Source organism: Paenochrobactrum pullorum (assembly GCF_041929845.1).
Classification (GTDB): Bacteria; Pseudomonadota; Alphaproteobacteria; order Rhizobiales; family Rhizobiaceae; genus Paenochrobactrum; species Paenochrobactrum pullorum.
In genome coordinates, this window is the sequence record NZ_JBHEEH010000001.1 from 789,639 (window position 1) to 807,532 (window position 17,894).

At 50.8% G+C, this 17,894-nt stretch carries 16 protein-coding genes; 8 read left to right on the plus strand and 8 right to left on the minus strand.

Annotation, left to right across the window (positions count from 1 at the left end; translation table 11 throughout):
- The first annotated feature begins 89 nt into the window (after window positions 1-89).
- Entirely contained in the window at window positions 90-1,298 is a 1,209-nt protein-coding gene (locus JNC77_RS03675; RefSeq protein ID WP_374829531.1) for an MFS transporter, read from the plus strand.
- Window positions 1,292-2,575: an HdeD family acid-resistance protein gene (locus tag JNC77_RS03680; RefSeq protein ID WP_374829533.1), complete on the plus strand. Its 1,284-nt coding sequence runs from the start codon at window positions 1,292-1,294 to the stop codon at window positions 2,573-2,575. Before JNC77_RS03675 ends, JNC77_RS03680 begins: the two co-directional genes overlap by 7 nt.
- Window positions 2,576-2,621: 46 nt before the next feature.
- On the opposite strand, the gene JNC77_RS03685 is transcribed toward JNC77_RS03680, so the two are convergent.
- The 5 genes from JNC77_RS03685 to JNC77_RS03705 all read right to left on the minus strand — a co-directional run bounded on the left by JNC77_RS03685 (window position 2,622) and on the right by JNC77_RS03705 (window position 8,605).
- Window positions 2,622-3,350: a L,D-transpeptidase gene (locus JNC77_RS03685; protein ID WP_374829535.1), complete on the minus strand. Its 729-nt coding sequence runs from the start codon at window positions 3,348-3,350 to the stop codon at window positions 2,622-2,624.
- Window positions 3,351-3,573: 223 nt separating this feature from the next.
- Entirely contained in the window at window positions 3,574-5,205 is a 1,632-nt protein-coding gene (xseA, locus tag JNC77_RS03690) for an exodeoxyribonuclease VII large subunit (protein ID WP_374829537.1), read from the minus strand.
- 53 nt (window positions 5,206-5,258) lie between these two features.
- The gene (locus JNC77_RS03695; RefSeq protein ID WP_374829539.1) at window positions 5,259-6,212 is read right to left on the minus strand and encodes a LysR substrate-binding domain-containing protein; all 954 of its coding nucleotides are present in this window, start codon (window positions 6,210-6,212) and stop codon (window positions 5,259-5,261) included.
- Between the two features lie 157 nt (window positions 6,213-6,369).
- The gene (locus tag JNC77_RS03700; RefSeq protein ID WP_374829541.1) at window positions 6,370-7,743 is read right to left on the minus strand and encodes a glutamate--cysteine ligase; all 1,374 of its coding nucleotides are present in this window, start codon (window positions 7,741-7,743) and stop codon (window positions 6,370-6,372) included.
- Between the two features lie 127 nt (window positions 7,744-7,870).
- Window positions 7,871-8,605, minus strand: coding sequence for a 16S rRNA (uracil(1498)-N(3))-methyltransferase (locus tag JNC77_RS03705; RefSeq protein WP_374829543.1), 735 nt, complete (start codon window positions 8,603-8,605; stop codon window positions 7,871-7,873).
- A gap of 404 nt (window positions 8,606-9,009) precedes the next feature.
- Between JNC77_RS03705 and JNC77_RS03710 the strand changes: the two genes are divergently transcribed.
- Window positions 9,010-9,150, plus strand: coding sequence for a hypothetical protein (locus JNC77_RS03710; RefSeq protein WP_374829545.1), 141 nt, complete (start codon window positions 9,010-9,012; stop codon window positions 9,148-9,150).
- Window positions 9,151-9,175: 25 nt separating this feature from the next.
- Here the strand turns inward: JNC77_RS03710 and JNC77_RS03715 are convergent, their stop codons facing one another.
- Complete coding sequence (locus JNC77_RS03715) at window positions 9,176-9,985, minus strand: FCD domain-containing protein (RefSeq protein ID WP_374829547.1); 810 nt, start codon at window positions 9,983-9,985, stop codon at window positions 9,176-9,178.
- A 22-nt stretch (window positions 9,986-10,007) separates the two neighbouring features.
- Window positions 10,008-10,946 (minus strand): LysR family transcriptional regulator, encoded by a 939-nt coding sequence (locus JNC77_RS03720; protein WP_374829549.1) that lies wholly within the window; start codon window positions 10,944-10,946, stop codon window positions 10,008-10,010.
- 246 nt (window positions 10,947-11,192) lie between these two features.
- Here JNC77_RS03720 and JNC77_RS03725 point away from each other — a divergent pair, with 246 nt between their 5' ends.
- Genes JNC77_RS03725 through glcF form a run of 3 tightly spaced genes read left to right on the plus strand, consistent with a single transcriptional unit; the run spans window position 11,193 to window position 15,227 of the window.
- Window positions 11,193-12,689: an FAD-linked oxidase C-terminal domain-containing protein gene (locus tag JNC77_RS03725; RefSeq protein WP_374829551.1), complete on the plus strand. Its 1,497-nt coding sequence runs from the start codon at window positions 11,193-11,195 to the stop codon at window positions 12,687-12,689.
- A gap of 12 nt (window positions 12,690-12,701) precedes the next feature.
- Entirely contained in the window at window positions 12,702-13,922 is a 1,221-nt protein-coding gene (gene glcE / locus JNC77_RS03730; RefSeq protein WP_374829553.1) for a glycolate oxidase subunit GlcE, read from the plus strand.
- Window positions 13,923-13,925: 3 nt separating this feature from the next.
- Window positions 13,926-15,227, plus strand: coding sequence for a glycolate oxidase subunit GlcF (gene glcF, locus JNC77_RS03735; RefSeq protein ID WP_374829555.1), 1,302 nt, complete (start codon window positions 13,926-13,928; stop codon window positions 15,225-15,227).
- Between the two features lie 23 nt (window positions 15,228-15,250).
- Here glcF and JNC77_RS03740 read toward each other — a convergent pair whose 3' ends face one another.
- Window positions 15,251-15,391, minus strand: a complete 141-nt coding sequence (locus JNC77_RS03740; RefSeq protein ID WP_374829557.1) for a hypothetical protein — start codon at window positions 15,389-15,391, stop codon at window positions 15,251-15,253.
- A 190-nt stretch (window positions 15,392-15,581) separates the two neighbouring features.
- On the opposite strand from JNC77_RS03740, the gene JNC77_RS03745 reads away from it, so the two are divergent.
- Both JNC77_RS03745 and hisS read left to right on the plus strand, forming a co-directional pair.
- The gene (locus tag JNC77_RS03745) at window positions 15,582-16,247 is read left to right on the plus strand and encodes a DNA-3-methyladenine glycosylase I (RefSeq protein ID WP_374829559.1); all 666 of its coding nucleotides are present in this window, start codon (window positions 15,582-15,584) and stop codon (window positions 16,245-16,247) included.
- Between the two features lie 134 nt (window positions 16,248-16,381).
- Window positions 16,382-17,893: a histidine--tRNA ligase gene (hisS, locus tag JNC77_RS03750; protein ID WP_374829561.1), complete on the plus strand. Its 1,512-nt coding sequence runs from the start codon at window positions 16,382-16,384 to the stop codon at window positions 17,891-17,893.
- Window position 17,894: the final 1 nt, after the last annotated feature.

The following is a 17,894-nucleotide window of genomic DNA, read 5'->3' on the forward strand; positions in this document are numbered from 1 at the left end:
CGACGCTATAGTTCTATAGCTGGTTCAGGGGTATTTCAAAAATCGATTGAGGGCAGTCTATCAAAATGGTTGCTGCCGGGTGAGGCTCATTGAGTGATAGAATAACTGATGCGTCGCAACAATCTGCGCCGGATATAAATGCGGGCAGATTATTATTGTCACTTGCGGCAGTGATTGCGACTGCGGCGGTCTTCGGTCTGACATATAGTCTCACGGCACCTCTGGTAGCCATGTCCTTGACAGAGCAGGGCGTGACTGAAACTCTTATCGGCATTAATGCAGCAATGCACGCGCTTGGTGTGCTTTGTGTCGCTCCTATATTGCCGCGATGGGCAAGTCGCTATGGAGCGCGCAGGCTCATTATTGTCGCTCTCGTCATGACGGCCGTTCTCTTGGCATTGTTTCCGGCCATGCCGAGTTTTTGGCTATGGTTTCCGCTGCGTTTTGGTCTAGGCATAGCTGCCGAAATCCTGTTTGTGCTTACTGAAACATGGGTGAGCGAGTTGAGTACCGATGCCACGCGCGGTCGCATTATGGCTACCTACACCGCCTTTCTGTCATTGGGATTTGCGGGCGGGCCGCTGATTTTGTCTTTCACCGGTCTTGATGGTGTTTTGCCGTTTTTCATTGGCAGCTGTGTTGCTTTGTTGGCACTTATTTTTATCAGTTATCGCCATATTCAAATACCGGTTATGCAAAAGACCCATAATCTGAATTTGCTGCGTTATATGCGTGCAGCACCTATTGCGATGGGCACAACAGGTTTAAATGCCGGTATTGAAACGGCGGGCTTGTCATTTTTATCGCTTTACGCGGTGCACCTTGGCTGGAGCGAACAGGGCGGCACCCATTTGATTACGATTTTGATGGTCGGCGCTATTTTACTGCAGCTGCCGATTGGTTGGATTTGTGACAAGATGGATCGTTTCCGCTTGATGGTGATTTTAAGCGTCTTGTCGATTGCAGGCGCTCTTTTCTGGCCATTGATCTTGCAGGCAGGTTGGGTTGCTTATCCCGCCTTGTTTATCTGGGGTGGTGTTTTTGTAGGGATCTACACCACCATGCTGGCAATTATCGGCAGCAAGTTCCGCGGCACCGATCTGGTCGGCATTTATGCCGCAATGGGTCTGTTCTGGGGTGCAGGCGCCTTGTTCGGCCCGACGTTGGCAGGCATCTCAATGGACATCACAACACATGGTTTGCCGCTTTTTGTCGGCGCGGCTTGTGTCGTATTTCTCGGGTTTATTTTATTTATTGGCCGATTTGCAAAGAATACGGATGAGGCGACAACGTGGTAAGGATTATGCTGCTTTTGCTGGGGCGCGATATTATCCAGCATCATTGGAGAAAATTGTGTGTTGTCGGCATCCTCTGGTTCATTGCCGGATTGGCGATTTTTATTGATGCGATTGATGGTAAAACGCTCATTCCCTCATATGCATTTGGTTACTTCCTGTTGCCGGAAGCCATTGTCAGTGTGATCGCTGCCTTTGGCAGTCAAGGTACCGCCAAACAGATGCGCCTCTTTCAGGGGATTTTGCTCTTTGTTTTAGCCATTTTAATACTGATGTCGTCCTTTGCCGCCAATTTCATATTGGCGATGATTTTTGGCTTTTGCTTTTTGGTTGATGGCGGCATGCGTATCGGCAGCGCATATGTGGTGCGCTATTCTCGCTGGAAGGCGGGCGTAGTTGCCGGTGTTATAGAAATTATTCTGGCGATTTTTGTGCTTCAACCTTGGCCGACCTGGTATGAGGGGACAATTGGTTGCAATGTAGGCGCAGTGATGATGATGGCGAGTGTGGGTGTTATCAGCATTGCAGTTCGTATCCGCCGTTTGCATCCTGGCGCATCAATCACCTCTTTGTTCAGAGGGGAACTGACGCTCTTTAACGGCGAATATGTTGAAGAAACAGGTGAGACAACACGCGGTGATCTGATCGTACATGTCTGGACGCCAACTGGTAATGCCACCACCCCGCTGCGCCAGCGCGCGATCAACCGTTATATTGCGGCTGTCGATGCAGAAGGAGTGATCTCCACTGGACACGCAGCATTGGAAGTGCAGCCTGATATTTATATCAGCCATTATCCGGCTGTTGAAATTGATCGCTCACCGGATGAGTTTGGTCGGATTTTACGTGCAACCGTTGATAATGATGTGCCGGGTCGCTTTTTGACGTCTTATCGTGAGGAGGCTGATGGCTGGTGTGAATCAACTGTCAAAGTGCATCTGGTTGGTGCTGATATACAAAAATTGCGTAGCTACTGGAAGCGCTATAGTCAGGATACTACCTATAATCTGACCAACCGTAATTGTTCTTCATCGGTGGCGAATGCACTGGATGCGGCTTTTGAAGGTGGTTTTCGAGAGCGTCGCTGGCCGCTTTTGTCGGCACTTGGTGCCATTTCCTATCCGGAATTATGGGCTGCCGGACTGATGCGCCAACGTGCCGAAACCATGGCATGGACACCGGGTTTGGTGCTCGATTATGCGCGCGCTTTAAGTGCTTTGGTCAATCCGCCGGTCAGTACATGGCGACGGTTGTTTCGCCTTAAAAGTGCAAGTCATTAGGATATAAAAAGCGGGCTTTAAAGCCCGCTTTTTATTTAGCTTTATTTTATGCCGAGATAGCAAGGCTTCCCTTTGGATCGGGTATAACCACAATCTTGCTGCCGTCGCGCACATTGTCATAAAGATGGATGACATCCTGATTGAGCATGCGGATACAGCCGGAAGATACCGCCTTGCCGATGGTCCATGCTTCAGGCGAACCGTGAATACGGTAGATGGTGTCGCGCCCGTCTTTATGGATATAGAGTGCGCGCGATCCGAGCGGGTTTTTCAAGCCCGGCCCCATACCACCGTTCTTGATACTGTATGGTTCCAAAGCTGGCTGGCGGGCAACCATTTCATCCGGTGGCGTCCAGCGTGGCCATTTGCGCTTATAGGCAATGATTGCATGGCCTGACCATGCATAGCCGTCACGGCCAACGCCGATTCCGTAGCGCATGGCGCGGCCGTTATTCAGCACATGGTAGAGATATTTATTCGGGGTATCGACAATCACTGTGCCGGGTTTTTCATCAGTGAAATAATCAATTTCTGTGCGCCAGTATTTTTGCGGCACTTTCGAGACATCAACCGCAGGGATCGGGAAGTCTTCATAAGGGAGTGCCTCATACATCGGCGGAACTTCAGCCTTGGCGGTTTTGGCTGGTGTTAAATCTGCTGCGGGGCGCATATCGGGATTGGTTGAAACGCAACCTGAAAGCGTAATGGCACTGGCACCAATCAGAAAATTTCTGCGGGTCAAAAGCTGTGTCATGTTTTGTTTTTTATTCTTCATCGGGCTTTCACTTTAAATTCAAAACGCAAGTCTGTGCTTGGGATTGCGGCTAACAAGCCGGAGCAAGCTTAAGTGAGCCTTAAGATAAGGACAGCTTATGGCCGAAAAAACCGACAGCAGATGATAGTGACTTTTATGTCACGAATAGCGTTGCGTTAATGACACAGTATTGGTGTGATTATGGTTAAGGAAAGATGAATGATGCCTGCAAAGCGCTCGCTGCTTAAAATAAAGAACCTTGATTGCCATTGTCTTTAGCAGCTGCTGTAGGTCGCTTTGGCCTTGATGGCGTAACAGATTTAGGCGGTTGAGAAACCACCGGCATACCGTCTTTATGTGCAGTTGCGCCCACTTCCCCATCAGCAAAACGCAAGTTCAACAAGGCGCCATCATCGATACTGGCAGCACGTTTGAGGGGGTGACCTTCTTTATCGAAAACAATTGCAAAGCCACGTTCCAGCACACTCTCATGCGACAGTGTCCGCATCAAACGTTCCAGCTCCTGACAGCGTCGTTTGATACGCTCAACTCGCAATCCGATGGCTTGATCGCGGCGGCGATCCAATTGGCCAAGCGCTACTTTATATTGGCTTATTTCGCGCAAGATAGGCTCGGCATTTAAACGTTCGACGCGATAGGCATAAGATGTGCGGCGTTCGCGCAAATAACTTGCCAAAGCGCGCGGCAGGCGTTCGTTCAGTTGCGTGGTCGTACGTTTGTGTTCCGCAATTTTACGGCGCAGCAGAAGTGGTGAAAACTGACGTGCCAATCCATCCAGCTGCATCTTTTTATGCTGGGTCAGTGTTTGTAGGCTGCGCTCAAGACGGCTGCTGATCTCATCAAAATGGCGACGCGGCATTGCCAGTAATTGATCGGCATTGGGCATGGCACGACCAAGCGCACGTTGCATTTGACGACGTTGTTCCAGATAACGCGATATAGCAGATGAAAGGCGTGCCGAATGGGAGGCAAGGGCGGCTTGCAGATCGGCGCGCACGGGTACCGCCATTTCGGCCGCTCCCGTTGGCGTTGGCGCACGTATATCGGCAGCCAGATCAATCAGTGTCCAGTCGGTTTCGTGACCAACCGCAGAAATCACCGGAATATGGGAGGCCGCAACGGCACGCACTACCACCTCATCATTAAAACCCCAAAGGTCTTCCAGACTGCCGCCACCACGCGCCACAATCAAAAGATCAGGCTGCGCAATGGTGCTTCCGGCGGGAAGATTGTTAAAGCCCTGAACCGCGGCAGCCACTTCTTCGCCGCTGGTTTCACCCTGTACACGCACCGGCCAAACCAGTACATGAAGCGGAAAACGATCAGTGATACGATGGATGATGTCGCGTATCACTGCACCGGTTGGCGAGGTGATCACGCCGATCACTTTCGGCATGAATGGCAAGAGTTGTTTGTTGGCAGGATCAAACAACCCTTCAGCGCCGAGCTTGCGTTTGCGTTCCTCCAGAAGCGCCATCAATGCACCGGCTCCTGCCGGTTCCATTTGCTCGATGACAATCTGATATTTGGATGAGCCGGGATAGGTGGTAAGCTTGCCGGTGGCAATCACTTCCATGCCTTCTTCGGGGCGGAAACGCAATTTGCTCATTGATCCGCGCCAGATAACCGCCTCCATGCGGGCTTTATCGTCTTTCAGCGCGAAATAAGCATGCCCCGATGAATGGGGCCCGCGATAACCGGAGATTTCACCACGCACCCGCACATGGCCGAATTGCTCTTCAATCGAGCGTTTGAGCGCGCCCGATATTTCAGAGACAGAATATTCGGCAACATTGGAGCTGGCATTTTGGGCAGCATCCGTTACGGGCTTTGGCGAATCGAATAAATTATTCATAGCTCTATTGGTCAGTTTTCAGGGCTGGAGGTCAAGCCACGATGCTGTTTCACTTACCAATCTATAGCAAGATATTGTGCATGGCTTTTCTTTTGCTTTTGATGATTGGCCAACTGACGTTCTGTATTCAAAGGCGTAATCGGCGGAGCGGTAATGCTTTCAAGGCTTGCCACAATATGTTGCACCAGCGCATCCATAATGGCGGCTTGCTTGCTGGCACCGCGTAAAATGCCGATGCCGAATTTTGGCAAACCGTTGAAACCTTCCGATTCAGTCAGCACACGCATGCCTGGGCGCAGTGCACATTCCGGCAAGACTGCCACGGCAAGCCCTGCCAAAACCGCGGCACTAAGCACACTGGCAGACCAGCTGGTAAACAAGATGCGGTAATCACGTTGCGCTTCCACCAAAGCATGAATGGCCGAGCGGCGCCAAACGCAAGTTGTGCGTCCGACGGCTAATGGTAATATTTCGGCTTCATGAATATTATGGCTGGCGGAAGAAACCCATAATAAAGGTTCGGTGCGTAAAATTTCTGATGGATGTACCTGATCGCATTGTGTAACCAGCGCAATATCGAGTTCACCCTTTTTGATCAGTTCATTAAGATTGATGGATGGTTCACATACAACAGAGAGTTCTATGCGCGGGTTCGAACGTGAAAAACGTGCCATAATTTCAGGCAAAAAACGGTCGGCATAATCATCCGGCATGCCGATGCGGATATGGCCTTCCAATTGTTGGTCATCAAATGAAGCGATGGCTTCTTGACTGAGACGGAGCATGCGGCGTGCATAGATCAACAGTTTCTGGCCGTCTTCAGTAAGACGGTTGTTGCGGCCATCGCGCTCAAAAAGCGGCTTGTCGATCCGCTCTTCGAGACGGCGCATTTGCATGGAAACGGCCGACTGCGTCTTGAAAATCGTTTCTGCGGCACGGGTAAAACTGCCGCTGTCAGCAATAGCAATGAAGGTTTGCAGCTGATCCAGATCGAGCGGAGTATTCATCGATGATTATTCCGTTTTTTATTATTATGAATGACGGATAATCCATCTATTTTTTTGATAAATCAATGAGCCGAAATGTAGCATGACAAAGGCCAAGCAACGGGGCATCAGTTGCTTGGCCTTGCTGAAGATAGAACCGATTTATTAAATCAGTATCCTAATAGGCATATTCGAGAAAAACCGGTTCGATACAGCCGCCCCAAACAGAGTTATAAGCCTCCAACATTTTTTCAGCTTCGGTGCTGCCGCGTGCAATAACTTCTTCCAATGGTGCGATGAAAAAGGTTTCATCAAAGCCATCACTGTTGAGTTTATTGCGGTTTTTCAGGCCGAGCTTGGCGATTTGCAGCGTTTCCCGAGCGATTTCTTGCAGCTTGTGACCACGGAACGGGCTGTGCATACCCTTTGCCGGAACAATATTGCGAAGTGCCAGCACTTCTTCATATGTCCAGTCTTTGGTCAGTTGCTCGGCTGCATCCAGTGCTTCATCGTCATAAAGTAACCCGACCCAATAGGCTGGAAGCGCACAAATACGACGCCAAGGCCCGCCATCGGCACCGCGCATTTCGAGGAAGCGCTTCAGGCGGACTTCAGGAAAAAGCGTGGAAATATGGTTTGCCCAATCTCCCTGATTAGGCACCGGATCACTGACTTCACCTTTCAAGGCACCATTCATGAATTGGCGGAATGTGACATGGGTGCAATCATGATAATGGCCATCACGCAGGATGAAATACATCGGCACATCAAGCGCCCATTCGACATAATCGGCAAAACCGAAATTTTCCGAGAAGACGAAAGGCAAAACGCCGGAGCGCTGATTATCGGTATCGCGCCAGATGTCTGAGCGCCACGATTGCAGGCCGTTCGGCTTGCCTTCTGTAAACGGCGAGGCAGCAAAAAGAGCCGTTGCGACTGATTGCAGTTTCATCGAAACTTGCATCTTGCGGCGCATATCTGTTTCGGAGGAGAAGTCGAGATTTACCTGAATGGTTGAGGTGCGGTACATCATGTCCAGCCCTTGTGTTCCCACTTTAGGCATATAATTGGTCATGATTTTATAGCGCGATTTCGGCATGACTGGGGTTTCTGCCAAGGTCCATTTCGGACTGCCACCCATTCCTAAAAAGCGTATGCCGAGCGGTTCGGCAATTTCACGAACCTGTGCCAGATGCGCGTTTACTTCGCGGCAAGTCTGGTGAATCGTCGAAACCGGTGCGCCGGAGAGCTCGAACTGGCCACCTGGTTCCAGCGAAATAGCACCCTGACCGGTTGGCTCGACGAGGCCGATAATATTACCTTCGTCAATGATCGGCTCCCAGCCGAGCTTGGCTTGCATGCCGTCAAGAATCGCTTTGATGCCTTTATCGCCCTCATAAGGAACGGGGCTGTTTTCTTGAGCATAGAACGGAAATTTTTCGTGCTCTGTACCAATGCGCCATTTGTCTTTCGGCTTGCAGCCGTCAGCCAGATAAAGGGCTAAATCTTCAACGCCCGAGATAGCTGTCTCGTCAGTTGTATCGCGCGCCATGCTGTCCGATCCTTAAATTAATATATGCGATTAGTTGAGTGATAAGACGCATTTGCCTGATCAAGCAAGTCTATTTCGGATAAACACTGTGTTGCGGGAAAATGTGACCTTGTAAAATAAGCATAGCTTACCAATCACCTAAAACGGCCTGAACAAGAGTGAGAGCTGCAACTGCTGCGGTATCTGCTCGCAAAATTCTGGGTCCTAGCGGGATTGAGGTCACAAAGGGTTGGTTATGCAGATATTGGCGTTCGCTTTCCGAAAAACCACCCTCAGGTCCAATAATAATTCCGCAAGTTCCGTGCGGCAGTGTTTTCAGCTGGGGCAAGGGGTTGTTTGATTCGTGCCCTTCATCGCAAAAAATCAGCGGAATTGATGTGTCCCATTGTTCTAAAAACGCATCAAACCGCAAAGCTTCGCGGCATTCGGCCAAGCTTAAATTGCCGCATTGTTCGGCCGCTTCCGTGGCATTGGCTTTGATGCGATCAAGCCCAAGCTTTGGCACTTGCGTATGCTGGGTAATGACAGGCTGCAAAACACCCGCACCCATTTCGACCGCCTTTTGCACCATATAATCAAGGCGTCCTTGCTTGAGCGGTGCAAAGCAATAAATGAGCTTTGAGGCTTCCGGCTGCGTCCTCGTTTGCTCGGTAATGTGTAAATTCAAGCGCTTTTTACCCTCAGGCTTAAGAGTCGCTTTCCATTCACCATCACGGCCATTGAAAACCAGCACCTGCGCATCGGCTTTCAAGCGCAGCACATGGGTTAGATAATGGGCGGCTTCGGCTGGCGCTTCAATAACCACATCGGCTATAAGATCGGCATCCAGATATAGTCGTTGCATTTTGTAATTTGCTCTCATGAAAGCATCGATGGCAGAAAGCATGAGGGCAGGTCAAGAGTGACTGTTTATGTGGATGAAAAGGAATCAATAATGCTACAGGCGCGGTGCTGACGTGGTACCGGTTTTAAAAAATGTTGAGTATGGGCACGATGGCGAGAGGACTGATGACAATGGATAGATTAAATTAACCACAACAGCGCTGTTTTCGTTGCAAGCTTGCCACAGCTGTCTGCTATTTGTGACAAGCTGGCTCAAACAACGGTATAAGTGTGGGGCGTTTAGTTGCCGGTAATCTTTTTGCGATGTAACTGGCTCATAGGTTTTTCAAACATGATGGCGAAACGTCATGAAAACAGTTGTCGGGATCGTGTTTGATAAGCCCAAATCCCCAAATATGACTTGATGCCCGAGAGTTTGAAGATATGACCGTTAAACATGCTACTTTAGTAACCGTATTGATGCTTTCCGGTATTCTAATCATGGCAGCAGGCATTTTTTCCGTTGATGCCGGCGATCAGGTTTCCAGCGACGGTTACGGCGTTTCGGTTTCACACCGCCATTAATTAAAGATTTAAAAGCCCTGTTTACTCAATCAGTGACAGGGCTTTCTGTTGCGACACCTCTTTGCAGGGCGCGCAGTTGGGCAGTTCTTTCGCGCATCATGGCGCGCTGCTTTTTATCCATTTGCACTTCCAGAAAACTGATATGTGAAGCAGCGGCTTTTGCGGCGGCTTCTTTGTCTCCGGCCATAATGGCTAAATAAATCGCTTTGTGCTGATTAAGCAGACGGGTGGATGATTCGGCACTGTCGTAAACGATGCTGCGATTATAAAACACACCATCATTCAAAAGCTGGTAGCACGAGCGCAATGTGTGCAAGAGCACAATATTATGGGCGCATTCACCCACAGCATTGTGAAACTCCACATCCAGTTTTGCTTCCCAAACATAGTCTTTTGCCAGATGCGCCTTTTTCATGCCCTCCATCAAATCGGTGAGCAAAGCTTTGTCGGCGCTGGTGGCACGTTCCGCCGCATATTGTGCGGCGATACTTTCAATCTCGCGGCGATATTCCAGATAGTCTACGGCTGCCTTGTGGTGAGCGGTAAAAAGTTTGACCACCGGTTCGCTGAACACTTGCCCGATAACATTGGCAACGGAAGTGCCGTCACCATGACGGGTCACAACCAGACCCGAAAGCTCCAGCTGTTTTAAAGCATCGCGCAAAATCGGGCGCGAGACATCAAATTGCAGCGCCAATTCGCGTTCAGAGGGCAGCCGATCACCACCGCGCAGCACGCCCTCCAAAATCAACGCCTCGATCTGGCGCACCACCTCATCCGAGGTTTTGCTCGATTTGATCGTGGTAAAGATCGTGGGACTGCTGGTCTCTGTCATGGATTAAGCTTTACTTTGAAAATCATATGGACGGCGTTTGTTTTTGGTGGTGTTCGGGGTAAATGCCGCTGTCCCAATAAGGCACCGTGCCATAAAGTTCTGCCAGATAATCAATAAACAAACGTACTTTGGCCGGCAAAAATTGCCGTGAAGGATAAACCGCATGGATCGCCACATTGCGCGAGGCAGTATAAGCGGGCAGCACTTGCACCAGTTTGCCGGCCGCCAATTCGGGGCCGATATCCCATGTGGAGCGCTGGGCAATGCCGATGCCAGCTAATACCGCTTCGCGCACTACTTCACTTGAATTGGTTTGCAACGGGCCGGACGGGCGCAACACGACAGGGCCGTTGGGGCCTTCCAGCCGCCAAGCTTCATTATTGTGTGGTGCCAAACAAGAATGCTGACCAAGATCATCAAACGTTTGCGGCATTCCGTGGGTCGCAATATAATGCGGTGAGGCCACAAGAATGCGGGTGACGGGGGCGAGCCTTCGTGCCACAAGGGTCGAATCGGAGAGTTCACCAATGCGGATGGCTAGATCATAGCCGTCGCCTACAATGTCCACCAACTCATCCGACAGCATCATATTGATGGTGAGGTCGGAATTTCCCCGCATGAAGGGTTCGAGATGCGGGGCAATATGCATACGGCCAAAAGAGGTGGGAACCGAGATTTTCAATGTGCCGCGCGCATCTTGTGAGCGCCGCGCCACAAAATCTTCTGCCTCTTCAATGCCAGCAAGAATACCTAAAATCCGCTCATAATAACCCTGTCCTGCCTCGGTCAGGGCAATCTGGCGTGTGGTGCGCTGCAACAGACGTGTGCCCAGTCTTTCTTCCAAACGGCTGAGGCGTTTGGAAACAACGGCGGGCGAAAGGCTCAACTCGCGCGCCGCCGCCGACATGCTGCCGCTGGAAACAACACGCGCAAAAATTTCCATATCAGCCAGATTGCTCATTTTGCTCCGTCAGGATTTTAAAGGTTACGCTCGTTGGTGCAGCTCAAGATAACTCATTTTCAATATAACATTGGGTCAGATGTAAACTTAATCCTCCTTTGAGTGCAAGTCATCCGGTTTTCATGTGACGTGCAACAGGCTAAACTGCTTTTTCTATAGGGGAGTGAGGCAGTTTGTCCGCTGGTAAAATTAATTTACCACTTGACGGCGAGCGTGCCAAATGCACTTTGGCGTGAGGAGGCTCTCATGAGTGGATTGGTAATGCCTGCGCTTGATGAAAAGGTCATGGCGCGACGCGATGAAATTATTGCAGCTTTGCGTGCGATTGTACCGGGAGAAGGTGTAGTTGACAGCACCAATGCGATGCGCGTTTTTGAAAGCGACGCACTGACCGCCTATCGGCAACTGCCTTTAGTGGTGGTCTTGCCGGAAACGGTTGAGCAAGTGTCGCAAATCTTGCGCTATTGCTATGAAAATACGATCCGTGTTGTACCGCGTGGCGCTGGCACCTCGCTTTCCGGCGGCTCATTGCCATTGGGTGATGCGGTGCTGTTGGTGATGTCGCGTTTCAATCGCATTTTGCAGGTCGATTACCCTAACCGCGTCGCTGTTGTGCAGCCCGGTGTCACCAATTTAGGGATTACCAAAGCGGTGGAGCATGAGGGCTTTTATTATGCGCCTGATCCATCCTCCCAGATTGCCTGTTCTATCGGCGGCAATATTGCTGAAAATTCCGGTGGTGTGCATTGTCTCAAATATGGACTGACCGCCAATAATGTGCTCGGCCTTGAAGTGGTGCTGATCAGTGGTGAAGTGCTTCGTATCGGTGGTAAGCATTTGGATAGCGAAGCCTATGATATGATGGGGCTGATGACCGGATCGGAAGGTTTGCTGGGTGTAGTGACAGAAGTCACGGTGCGGATTTTGCAAAAACCGGAAGTGGCACGCGCGGTATTGATCGGCTTTCCATCCAGCGAGCAGGCGGGTGTCTGTGTCGCAGAAATTATCGGTGCCGGTATTATTCCGGGCGGCATGGAAATGATGGATCGTCCGGCGATTAAAGCCGCAGAAGATTTCGTTAAAGTCGGCTATCCGCTCGATGTCGAGGCGCTGCTGATTGTGGAACTCGACGGGCCACCGGTTGAGGTCGATTATCTGATTGAAATGGTGGAAGCGATTGCACAGCGTAATGGCTCTACCACCTGTCAGCTGTCACGCTCCGAAGAAGAACGCAATGCGTTCTGGGCAGGGCGCAAGGCGGCTTTTCCGGCGGTCGGACGTATTTCGCCGGATTATTTATGCATGGATGGCACGATTCCACGCAAAGCTTTGCCGGAAGTGCTGGCTGGTATGCGTGAAATGTCAGAACGTCACGGGCTTCGTGTCGCCAATGTGTTCCATGCCGGTGACGGCAATCTGCATCCGCTGATTTTATATGATGCGAATATTCCGGGTGAATTGCAGGCAGCCGAAGAATTCGGTGCTGATATTTTGCGCCTTTGCGTCAAGGTTGGCGGTGTGTTGACCGGTGAGCACGGCGTGGGTGTTGAAAAACGTGACCTGATGCCGGAAATGTTCAACGAGATTGATCTGGATCACCAGATGCGGGTGAAATGCGCATTTGACGAAAAGCATTTGCTCAATCCGGGCAAGGTTTTTCCGCAATTGCGCCGCTGCGCCGAGCTTGGCCGCATGCATGTGCATCGTGGTGAACTGGCATTTCCTGATTTGCCGCGTTTTTGAACCGAGATAATTATGACGATTTTTCATCCTCAAGACGAAGCCGCGGTTTTTGAAGCAGTGAGCCATGCTGTCGGCACGGGCGAAACACTGGAAATTATCGGCCAAGGCTCTAAACGGGCGCAAGGCCGCGTGATCAGCACCGAGCATGTGCTGGATATGTCCGGCCTTACCGGCATCACTTTATATGAGCCGGATGAGCTGGTGATCAGCGCCAAGGCTGGCACACCACTGGCAGAGATTGAAGCCCTGCTTGCGCAAAACAATCAATCATTTCAATTCGAGCCGATGGATTATGGCCCTTTGCTGGGGCAGCCTTCGGGAAAAGGCACCATTGGCGGCATGCTGGCCACCAATCTGACCGGCCCGCGCCGTATCAAATCAGGCTCGGCACGCGATCATATTTTGGGTGTGCGGGTGGTATCGGGCCGTGCTGAATTGTTTAAATCCGGTGGTCGTGTGGTCAAAAACGTAACCGGTTATGACCTTTCCAAAGGCATGGCCAATTCTTGGGGCACTTTGGGGGCATTGACTGAAGTGACATTTAAGGTGCTTCCGGTGCCGGAAACATTTGCCACATTGGCGGTACGTGGGCTGGATGATGAGCAAGCCGCAAAAATCATGGCGATGGCGATGGGCTCACGCGAGGAAGTCGCATCTGCCGCGCATTTGCCGGTCAGTGTTGTCTGGCGGTTTTTAGATGGGGCTTTGGGCGCGGAATCCGCCACCGTCTTGCGGCTTGAAGGCTTTGCACCATCGGTCAAGCATCGTTGCAAGCATCTGCAAGATCTGCTTGGTGGTGAAATAGAAGTGCTGGATGAAGCACAATCCGTCACGCTTTGGCGTGAAATCAGGGATGTTTTGCCCTTCGTAGATAAAGGGTCGCGCGCGGTTTGGCGGGTTTCGATGACGCCGATGATGGCGCATCAAATGGTGGCGGAACTGCGCCTTCACACTGGCGTTGATGCTTTTTATGACTGGCAGGGCGGCTTGGCCTGGCTTCGTATGGAAGCTGATCCGGAAGCCGTATTATTGCGTAAACTGATTGCCAAATATGGTGGCGGTCACGCCACTTTGGTGCGTGGCACTGAAGAGATGCGCAAGAGTGTTGACGTTTTTGAGCCGCAGCCAAAAGCTATGGCACTGCTGAGTGAGCGGTTGCGGGCGCAATTTGACCCCGAGCGTATTCTCAATCCGGGTCGTATCTATCCGTTTGAAAATCAGGCTGGAGCTTAAAATATGCAGACGAATTTCAGCCCTGAACAATTGCTTGATCCGGCAGTGAATGAAGCAGAAAAAATCTTGCGTAAATGCGTGCATTGCGGCTTTTGTACTGCCACTTGCCCGACCTATGTGACGCTTGGTAATGAGTTGGACAGTCCGCGCGGTCGTATTTATTTGATCAAAGACATGCTGGAAAACGGTCGTGACGCGGACGAGCAAATCGTGCGTCATGTTGATCGCTGCTTGTCTTGCCTTTCCTGCATGAGCACATGTCCATCCGGTGTTAATTATATGCATCTGGTTGATCATGCGCGCGCCCATATTGAAAAGACCTATCAACGCCCGTTGATGAACCGCATCACACGCGGTATTTTGGCGAAAATTCTACCCTATCCGGCGCGTTTCCGTTTGGCACTACGCATGGCAAAGCTTGGCCGCCCTTTGGCGCCTGTGTTTGATAAATTCGATGCACTGAAACCTTATGCGGCGATGCTGCGCTTGGCACCCTCTGAAATCGCGCCAAAATCTACGCTTGAGCCTGTAAAGCCGCAACAGAGCCGTGGACGTGTGGCGATTTTAAATGGTTGCGCGCAGCCGGTACTCAAACCCGGCATTAATGAAGCGACTTTGCGCCTTCTTGCCCGTTTTAATATTGAAGTCGTGATGCCGAAGGGCGAGGGCTGCTGCGGTTCGCTGGTGCATCATATGGGGCGCGAAGAAGAAGCGCTGCAACAGGCGCGCCATAATGTAGATGTGTGGACACGCGAGATTGAAGCAGGCGGCTTGGACGCCATCATCATCACCGCTTCTGGCTGCGGTACCACTATTAAAGATTACGGTTATATGCTGCGTCTGGATGAAAAATATGCGCAAAAAGCTGCACGCGTTTCGGCACTCGCCAAAGATATTACCGAATATTTGGTGACGCTCGAACTGCCGAAGCCGGAAAGCCCGAAAGCTTTAAGCGTTGCTTATCATTCGGCCTGTTCGATGCAGCACGGGCAGAAAATTACCCGTCAGCCAAAAGATTTGCTGGTGCAGGCAGGCTTTGAAGTGCGCGAACCATTGGAAGGGCATCTGTGCTGTGGTTCCGCCGGAACCTACAATATTATGCAGCCGGAAATTGCCGCGAAATTACGGACACGAAAAGTGGGAAATATTGAAGCAACCGGTGCAGCTTTGATTGCCACAGGTAATATTGGTTGCATGACGCAGATTGCGGGCGGCACTGGTTTGCCGATTGTGCACACTGTCGAGCTACTCGACTGGGCATATGGGGGGCCAAAGCCGGTGGAACTGAGCGCTTTGGCGGCTTAATTCAGGCGATAAAAGTTAAAATATTAATGCTGAGCGGCATGGGTTGTGATTTTCACGACCTGTGCCGTTTGTGTTGTGGCACTGGCCAGAACAGCTGTTGCCGAAACCGCAGAAACGCTGACTGCAAAGACTGAAGCGATTAATAAAAGATGTCTTGGCTGCATGAGGGTAAATCCTGAAAGCACTGATGTAATCACATGATCATCGCTGATAAACCCAACCGAATAGTAAACGTCTTTGTGCGATCTGATGTGAAATTTTAAATAATCAGCAAGTTTGCGAATTGTAGTTAGCCTGATCTTATGATTTGTGGTTAAAAAGATTTTAAAATGGTGATTTTTGAAGGTGTAGTCCGTGAGTGATAGTGTGCAGACCTGCGGGAACGGCTTAGCAGCCGGACTTATTAAAGGTGAAGACCAGAAAATTCGTTGTTTCTGGCCGGCAACACTGCCTGATTATCTCCATTATCATGATCATGAATGGGGGCATCCCGTCGATAGCGATCAGCGCCTGTTTGAAAAGATTTGTTTGGAAGGTTTTCAGTCCGGCTTGTCATGGCTGACGATTTTGCGCAAACGTGAAAATTTCCGCGCTGCCTTTGATGGTTTCGATTTTGAAAAGATTGCGCTTTATGGTGAAGATGATGTGACGCGGTTGCTGGGCAATGCAGGTATTGTCCGCCATCAGGGCAAAATCCGCTCTACCATCAACAATGCCAAACGCGCGATTGAACTGGTTGCGGAAAAAGGCTCGTTGGCTGCTTATTTCTGGAGCTTTGAGCCGGATGAAAAAGACCGTCCTGAGGTGATGGATTACCCGACGCTCATTGCCAATCCGACCTCGGCGACTTCGACGAAAATCTCCAAAGATTTGAAGAAACGTGGCTGGTCATTTGTGGGGCCGACAACGGTTTATGCTTTCATGCAAGCGATGGGGATGATCAATGATCATATTGATGGTTGCCATTGCCGCGACAAGATTGATGCTATGCGAGCGGCGTTCAAGCGTCCTGTCGCTTGATTGATGCCAGCTTTGTATAGTTAATTGACGATAAGTACCCTTGCCGCACCGGTTTTGATCGGTTAGGAAACGGACAGGGAAAACCGGCACTGCGCCGCGATAATTAAGTAATAACCAGTGATTGGGCATGAGATATGACGGATAAAACCGCTAAAATGAAAGCGCGTTTGCCACGTGGATTTGTTGACCGGGTGCCGGAGGATTTGCGCGCTGCCGAAAAAATGCTGGCGACTATCCGTTCTGTCTATGAATTATATGGCTTTGAGCCGATCGAAACACCGCTGGTGGAATATACCGATGCGCTGGGCAAGTTCCTGCCTGATCAGGATCGCCCGAATGAAGGCGTGTTTTCGCTCCAAGATGATGATGAACAATGGCTGTCGCTGCGTTATGATCTGACCGCGCCGCTTGCCCGTCATGTCGCCGAAAATTTCAATGAAATTCAACTGCCTTTCCGTACCTATCGCAACGGTTGGGTGTTCCGCAACGAAAAGCCGGGGCCTGGCCGTTTTCGTCAATTCATGCAGTTTGATGCCGATACAGTTGGCGCGCCGGGTGTCGCGGCTGACGCGGAAATGTGCATGATGGCTGCCGATACGCTGGAGCGTTTGGGCATTCAACGTGGTGATTATGTTATCCGCGTTAACAACCGCAAAGTGCTCGACGGTGTGTTGGAAGCCATTGGCTTGGCCGGTGATGAAAATGCAAGTCGCCGCCTTAACGTGCTGCGCGCTGTCGATAAGCTCGATAAATTCGGCGAAGTAGGCGTGAAGCTGCTGCTCGGCGAGGGCCGCCGTGATGAATCGGGCGACTTTACCAAAGGTGCCGGACTGGATGCGACAGCGATTGCCAAAGTGCTCGAATTTACCGCAGCAGGCAGTGAAGACGGCCAAGAAACCATCGCTAATTTGCGCAAAGTGGTTGAAGGCAATGCCCGCGGTGTTGAAGGCGTTGAAGAGCTTGCTCAAATGCAGGCACTTTTTGATGCTGGCAACTATCAGGGGCGCGTGAAAATCGATCCGTCGGTTGTGCGCGGTCTCGAATATTATACCGGCCCTGTGTATGAAGCCGAACTGCAATTTGATGTCACTAATGAAAAAGGTGAAAAAGTTGTATTCGGTTCCGTTGGCGGCGGTGGCCGTTATGACGGTCTGGTGTCGCGCTTCCGTGGTCAGCCTGTTCCGGCAACCGGTTTTTCCATTGGTGTGTCACGTTTGATGACCGCTTTGAAGAATCTTGGGCAGCTTGGACAGGAAGAGACCATTGCACCCGTGCTGGTCACCGTCATGGATGGTGATGCGCAAAGCTTGGGCCATTATCAGAAATTTACCCAGAGCCTTCGTGATGCGGGTATCCGCGCCGAGATGTATCAGGGCAATTGGAAGAAATTCGGCAATCAGTTGAAATATGCAGACCGGCGCAATTCGCCGCTTGCCATCATTCAAGGTGGTGATGAGCGCGCACTTGGCGAAGTGCAGATTAAAGATCTGATCGAAGGCAAGCGCCTTTCCGGTGAGATTGAAAGCAATGAAGAGTGGCGCGCCAGCCGTCCGGCTCAGGTCACTGTCAAAGAGCAGGATTTGGTAGCCGAGGTTCAAAAAATCTTGGCCGCTCAAGCAGAAGACCGCGCGAAAGGTTTGAGTTAAT

What these genes read in the sequence shown, in the direction of transcription:
- JNC77_RS03685 (WP_374829535.1), bottom strand. Translation starts at nt 3,350, where the DNA reads ATGAAGAATAAAAAACAAAACATGACACAGCTTTTGACCCGCAGAAAT.
- xseA (WP_374829537.1), bottom strand. Translation starts at nt 5,205, where the DNA reads ATGAATAATTTATTCGATTCGCCAAAGCCCGTAACGGATGCTGCCCAA.
- JNC77_RS03695 (WP_374829539.1), bottom strand. Translation starts at nt 6,212, where the DNA reads ATGAATACTCCGCTCGATCTGGATCAGCTGCAAACCTTCATTGCTATT.
- JNC77_RS03700 (WP_374829541.1), bottom strand. Translation starts at nt 7,743, where the DNA reads ATGGCGCGCGATACAACTGACGAGACAGCTATCTCGGGCGTTGAAGAT.
- JNC77_RS03705 (WP_374829543.1), bottom strand. Translation starts at nt 8,605, where the DNA reads ATGAGAGCAAATTACAAAATGCAACGACTATATCTGGATGCCGATCTT.
- JNC77_RS03710 (WP_374829545.1), top strand. Translation starts at nt 9,010, where the DNA reads ATGACCGTTAAACATGCTACTTTAGTAACCGTATTGATGCTTTCCGGT.
- JNC77_RS03715 (WP_374829547.1), bottom strand. Translation starts at nt 9,985, where the DNA reads ATGACAGAGACCAGCAGTCCCACGATCTTTACCACGATCAAATCGAGC.
- JNC77_RS03720 (WP_374829549.1), bottom strand. Translation starts at nt 10,946, where the DNA reads ATGAGCAATCTGGCTGATATGGAAATTTTTGCGCGTGTTGTTTCCAGC.
- JNC77_RS03725 (WP_374829551.1), top strand. Translation starts at nt 11,193, where the DNA reads ATGAGTGGATTGGTAATGCCTGCGCTTGATGAAAAGGTCATGGCGCGA.
- glcE (WP_374829553.1), top strand. Translation starts at nt 12,702, where the DNA reads ATGACGATTTTTCATCCTCAAGACGAAGCCGCGGTTTTTGAAGCAGTG.
- glcF (WP_374829555.1), top strand. Translation starts at nt 13,926, where the DNA reads ATGCAGACGAATTTCAGCCCTGAACAATTGCTTGATCCGGCAGTGAAT.
- JNC77_RS03740 (WP_374829557.1), bottom strand. Translation starts at nt 15,391, where the DNA reads ATGCAGCCAAGACATCTTTTATTAATCGCTTCAGTCTTTGCAGTCAGC.
- hisS (WP_374829561.1), top strand. Translation starts at nt 16,382, where the DNA reads ATGACGGATAAAACCGCTAAAATGAAAGCGCGTTTGCCACGTGGATTT.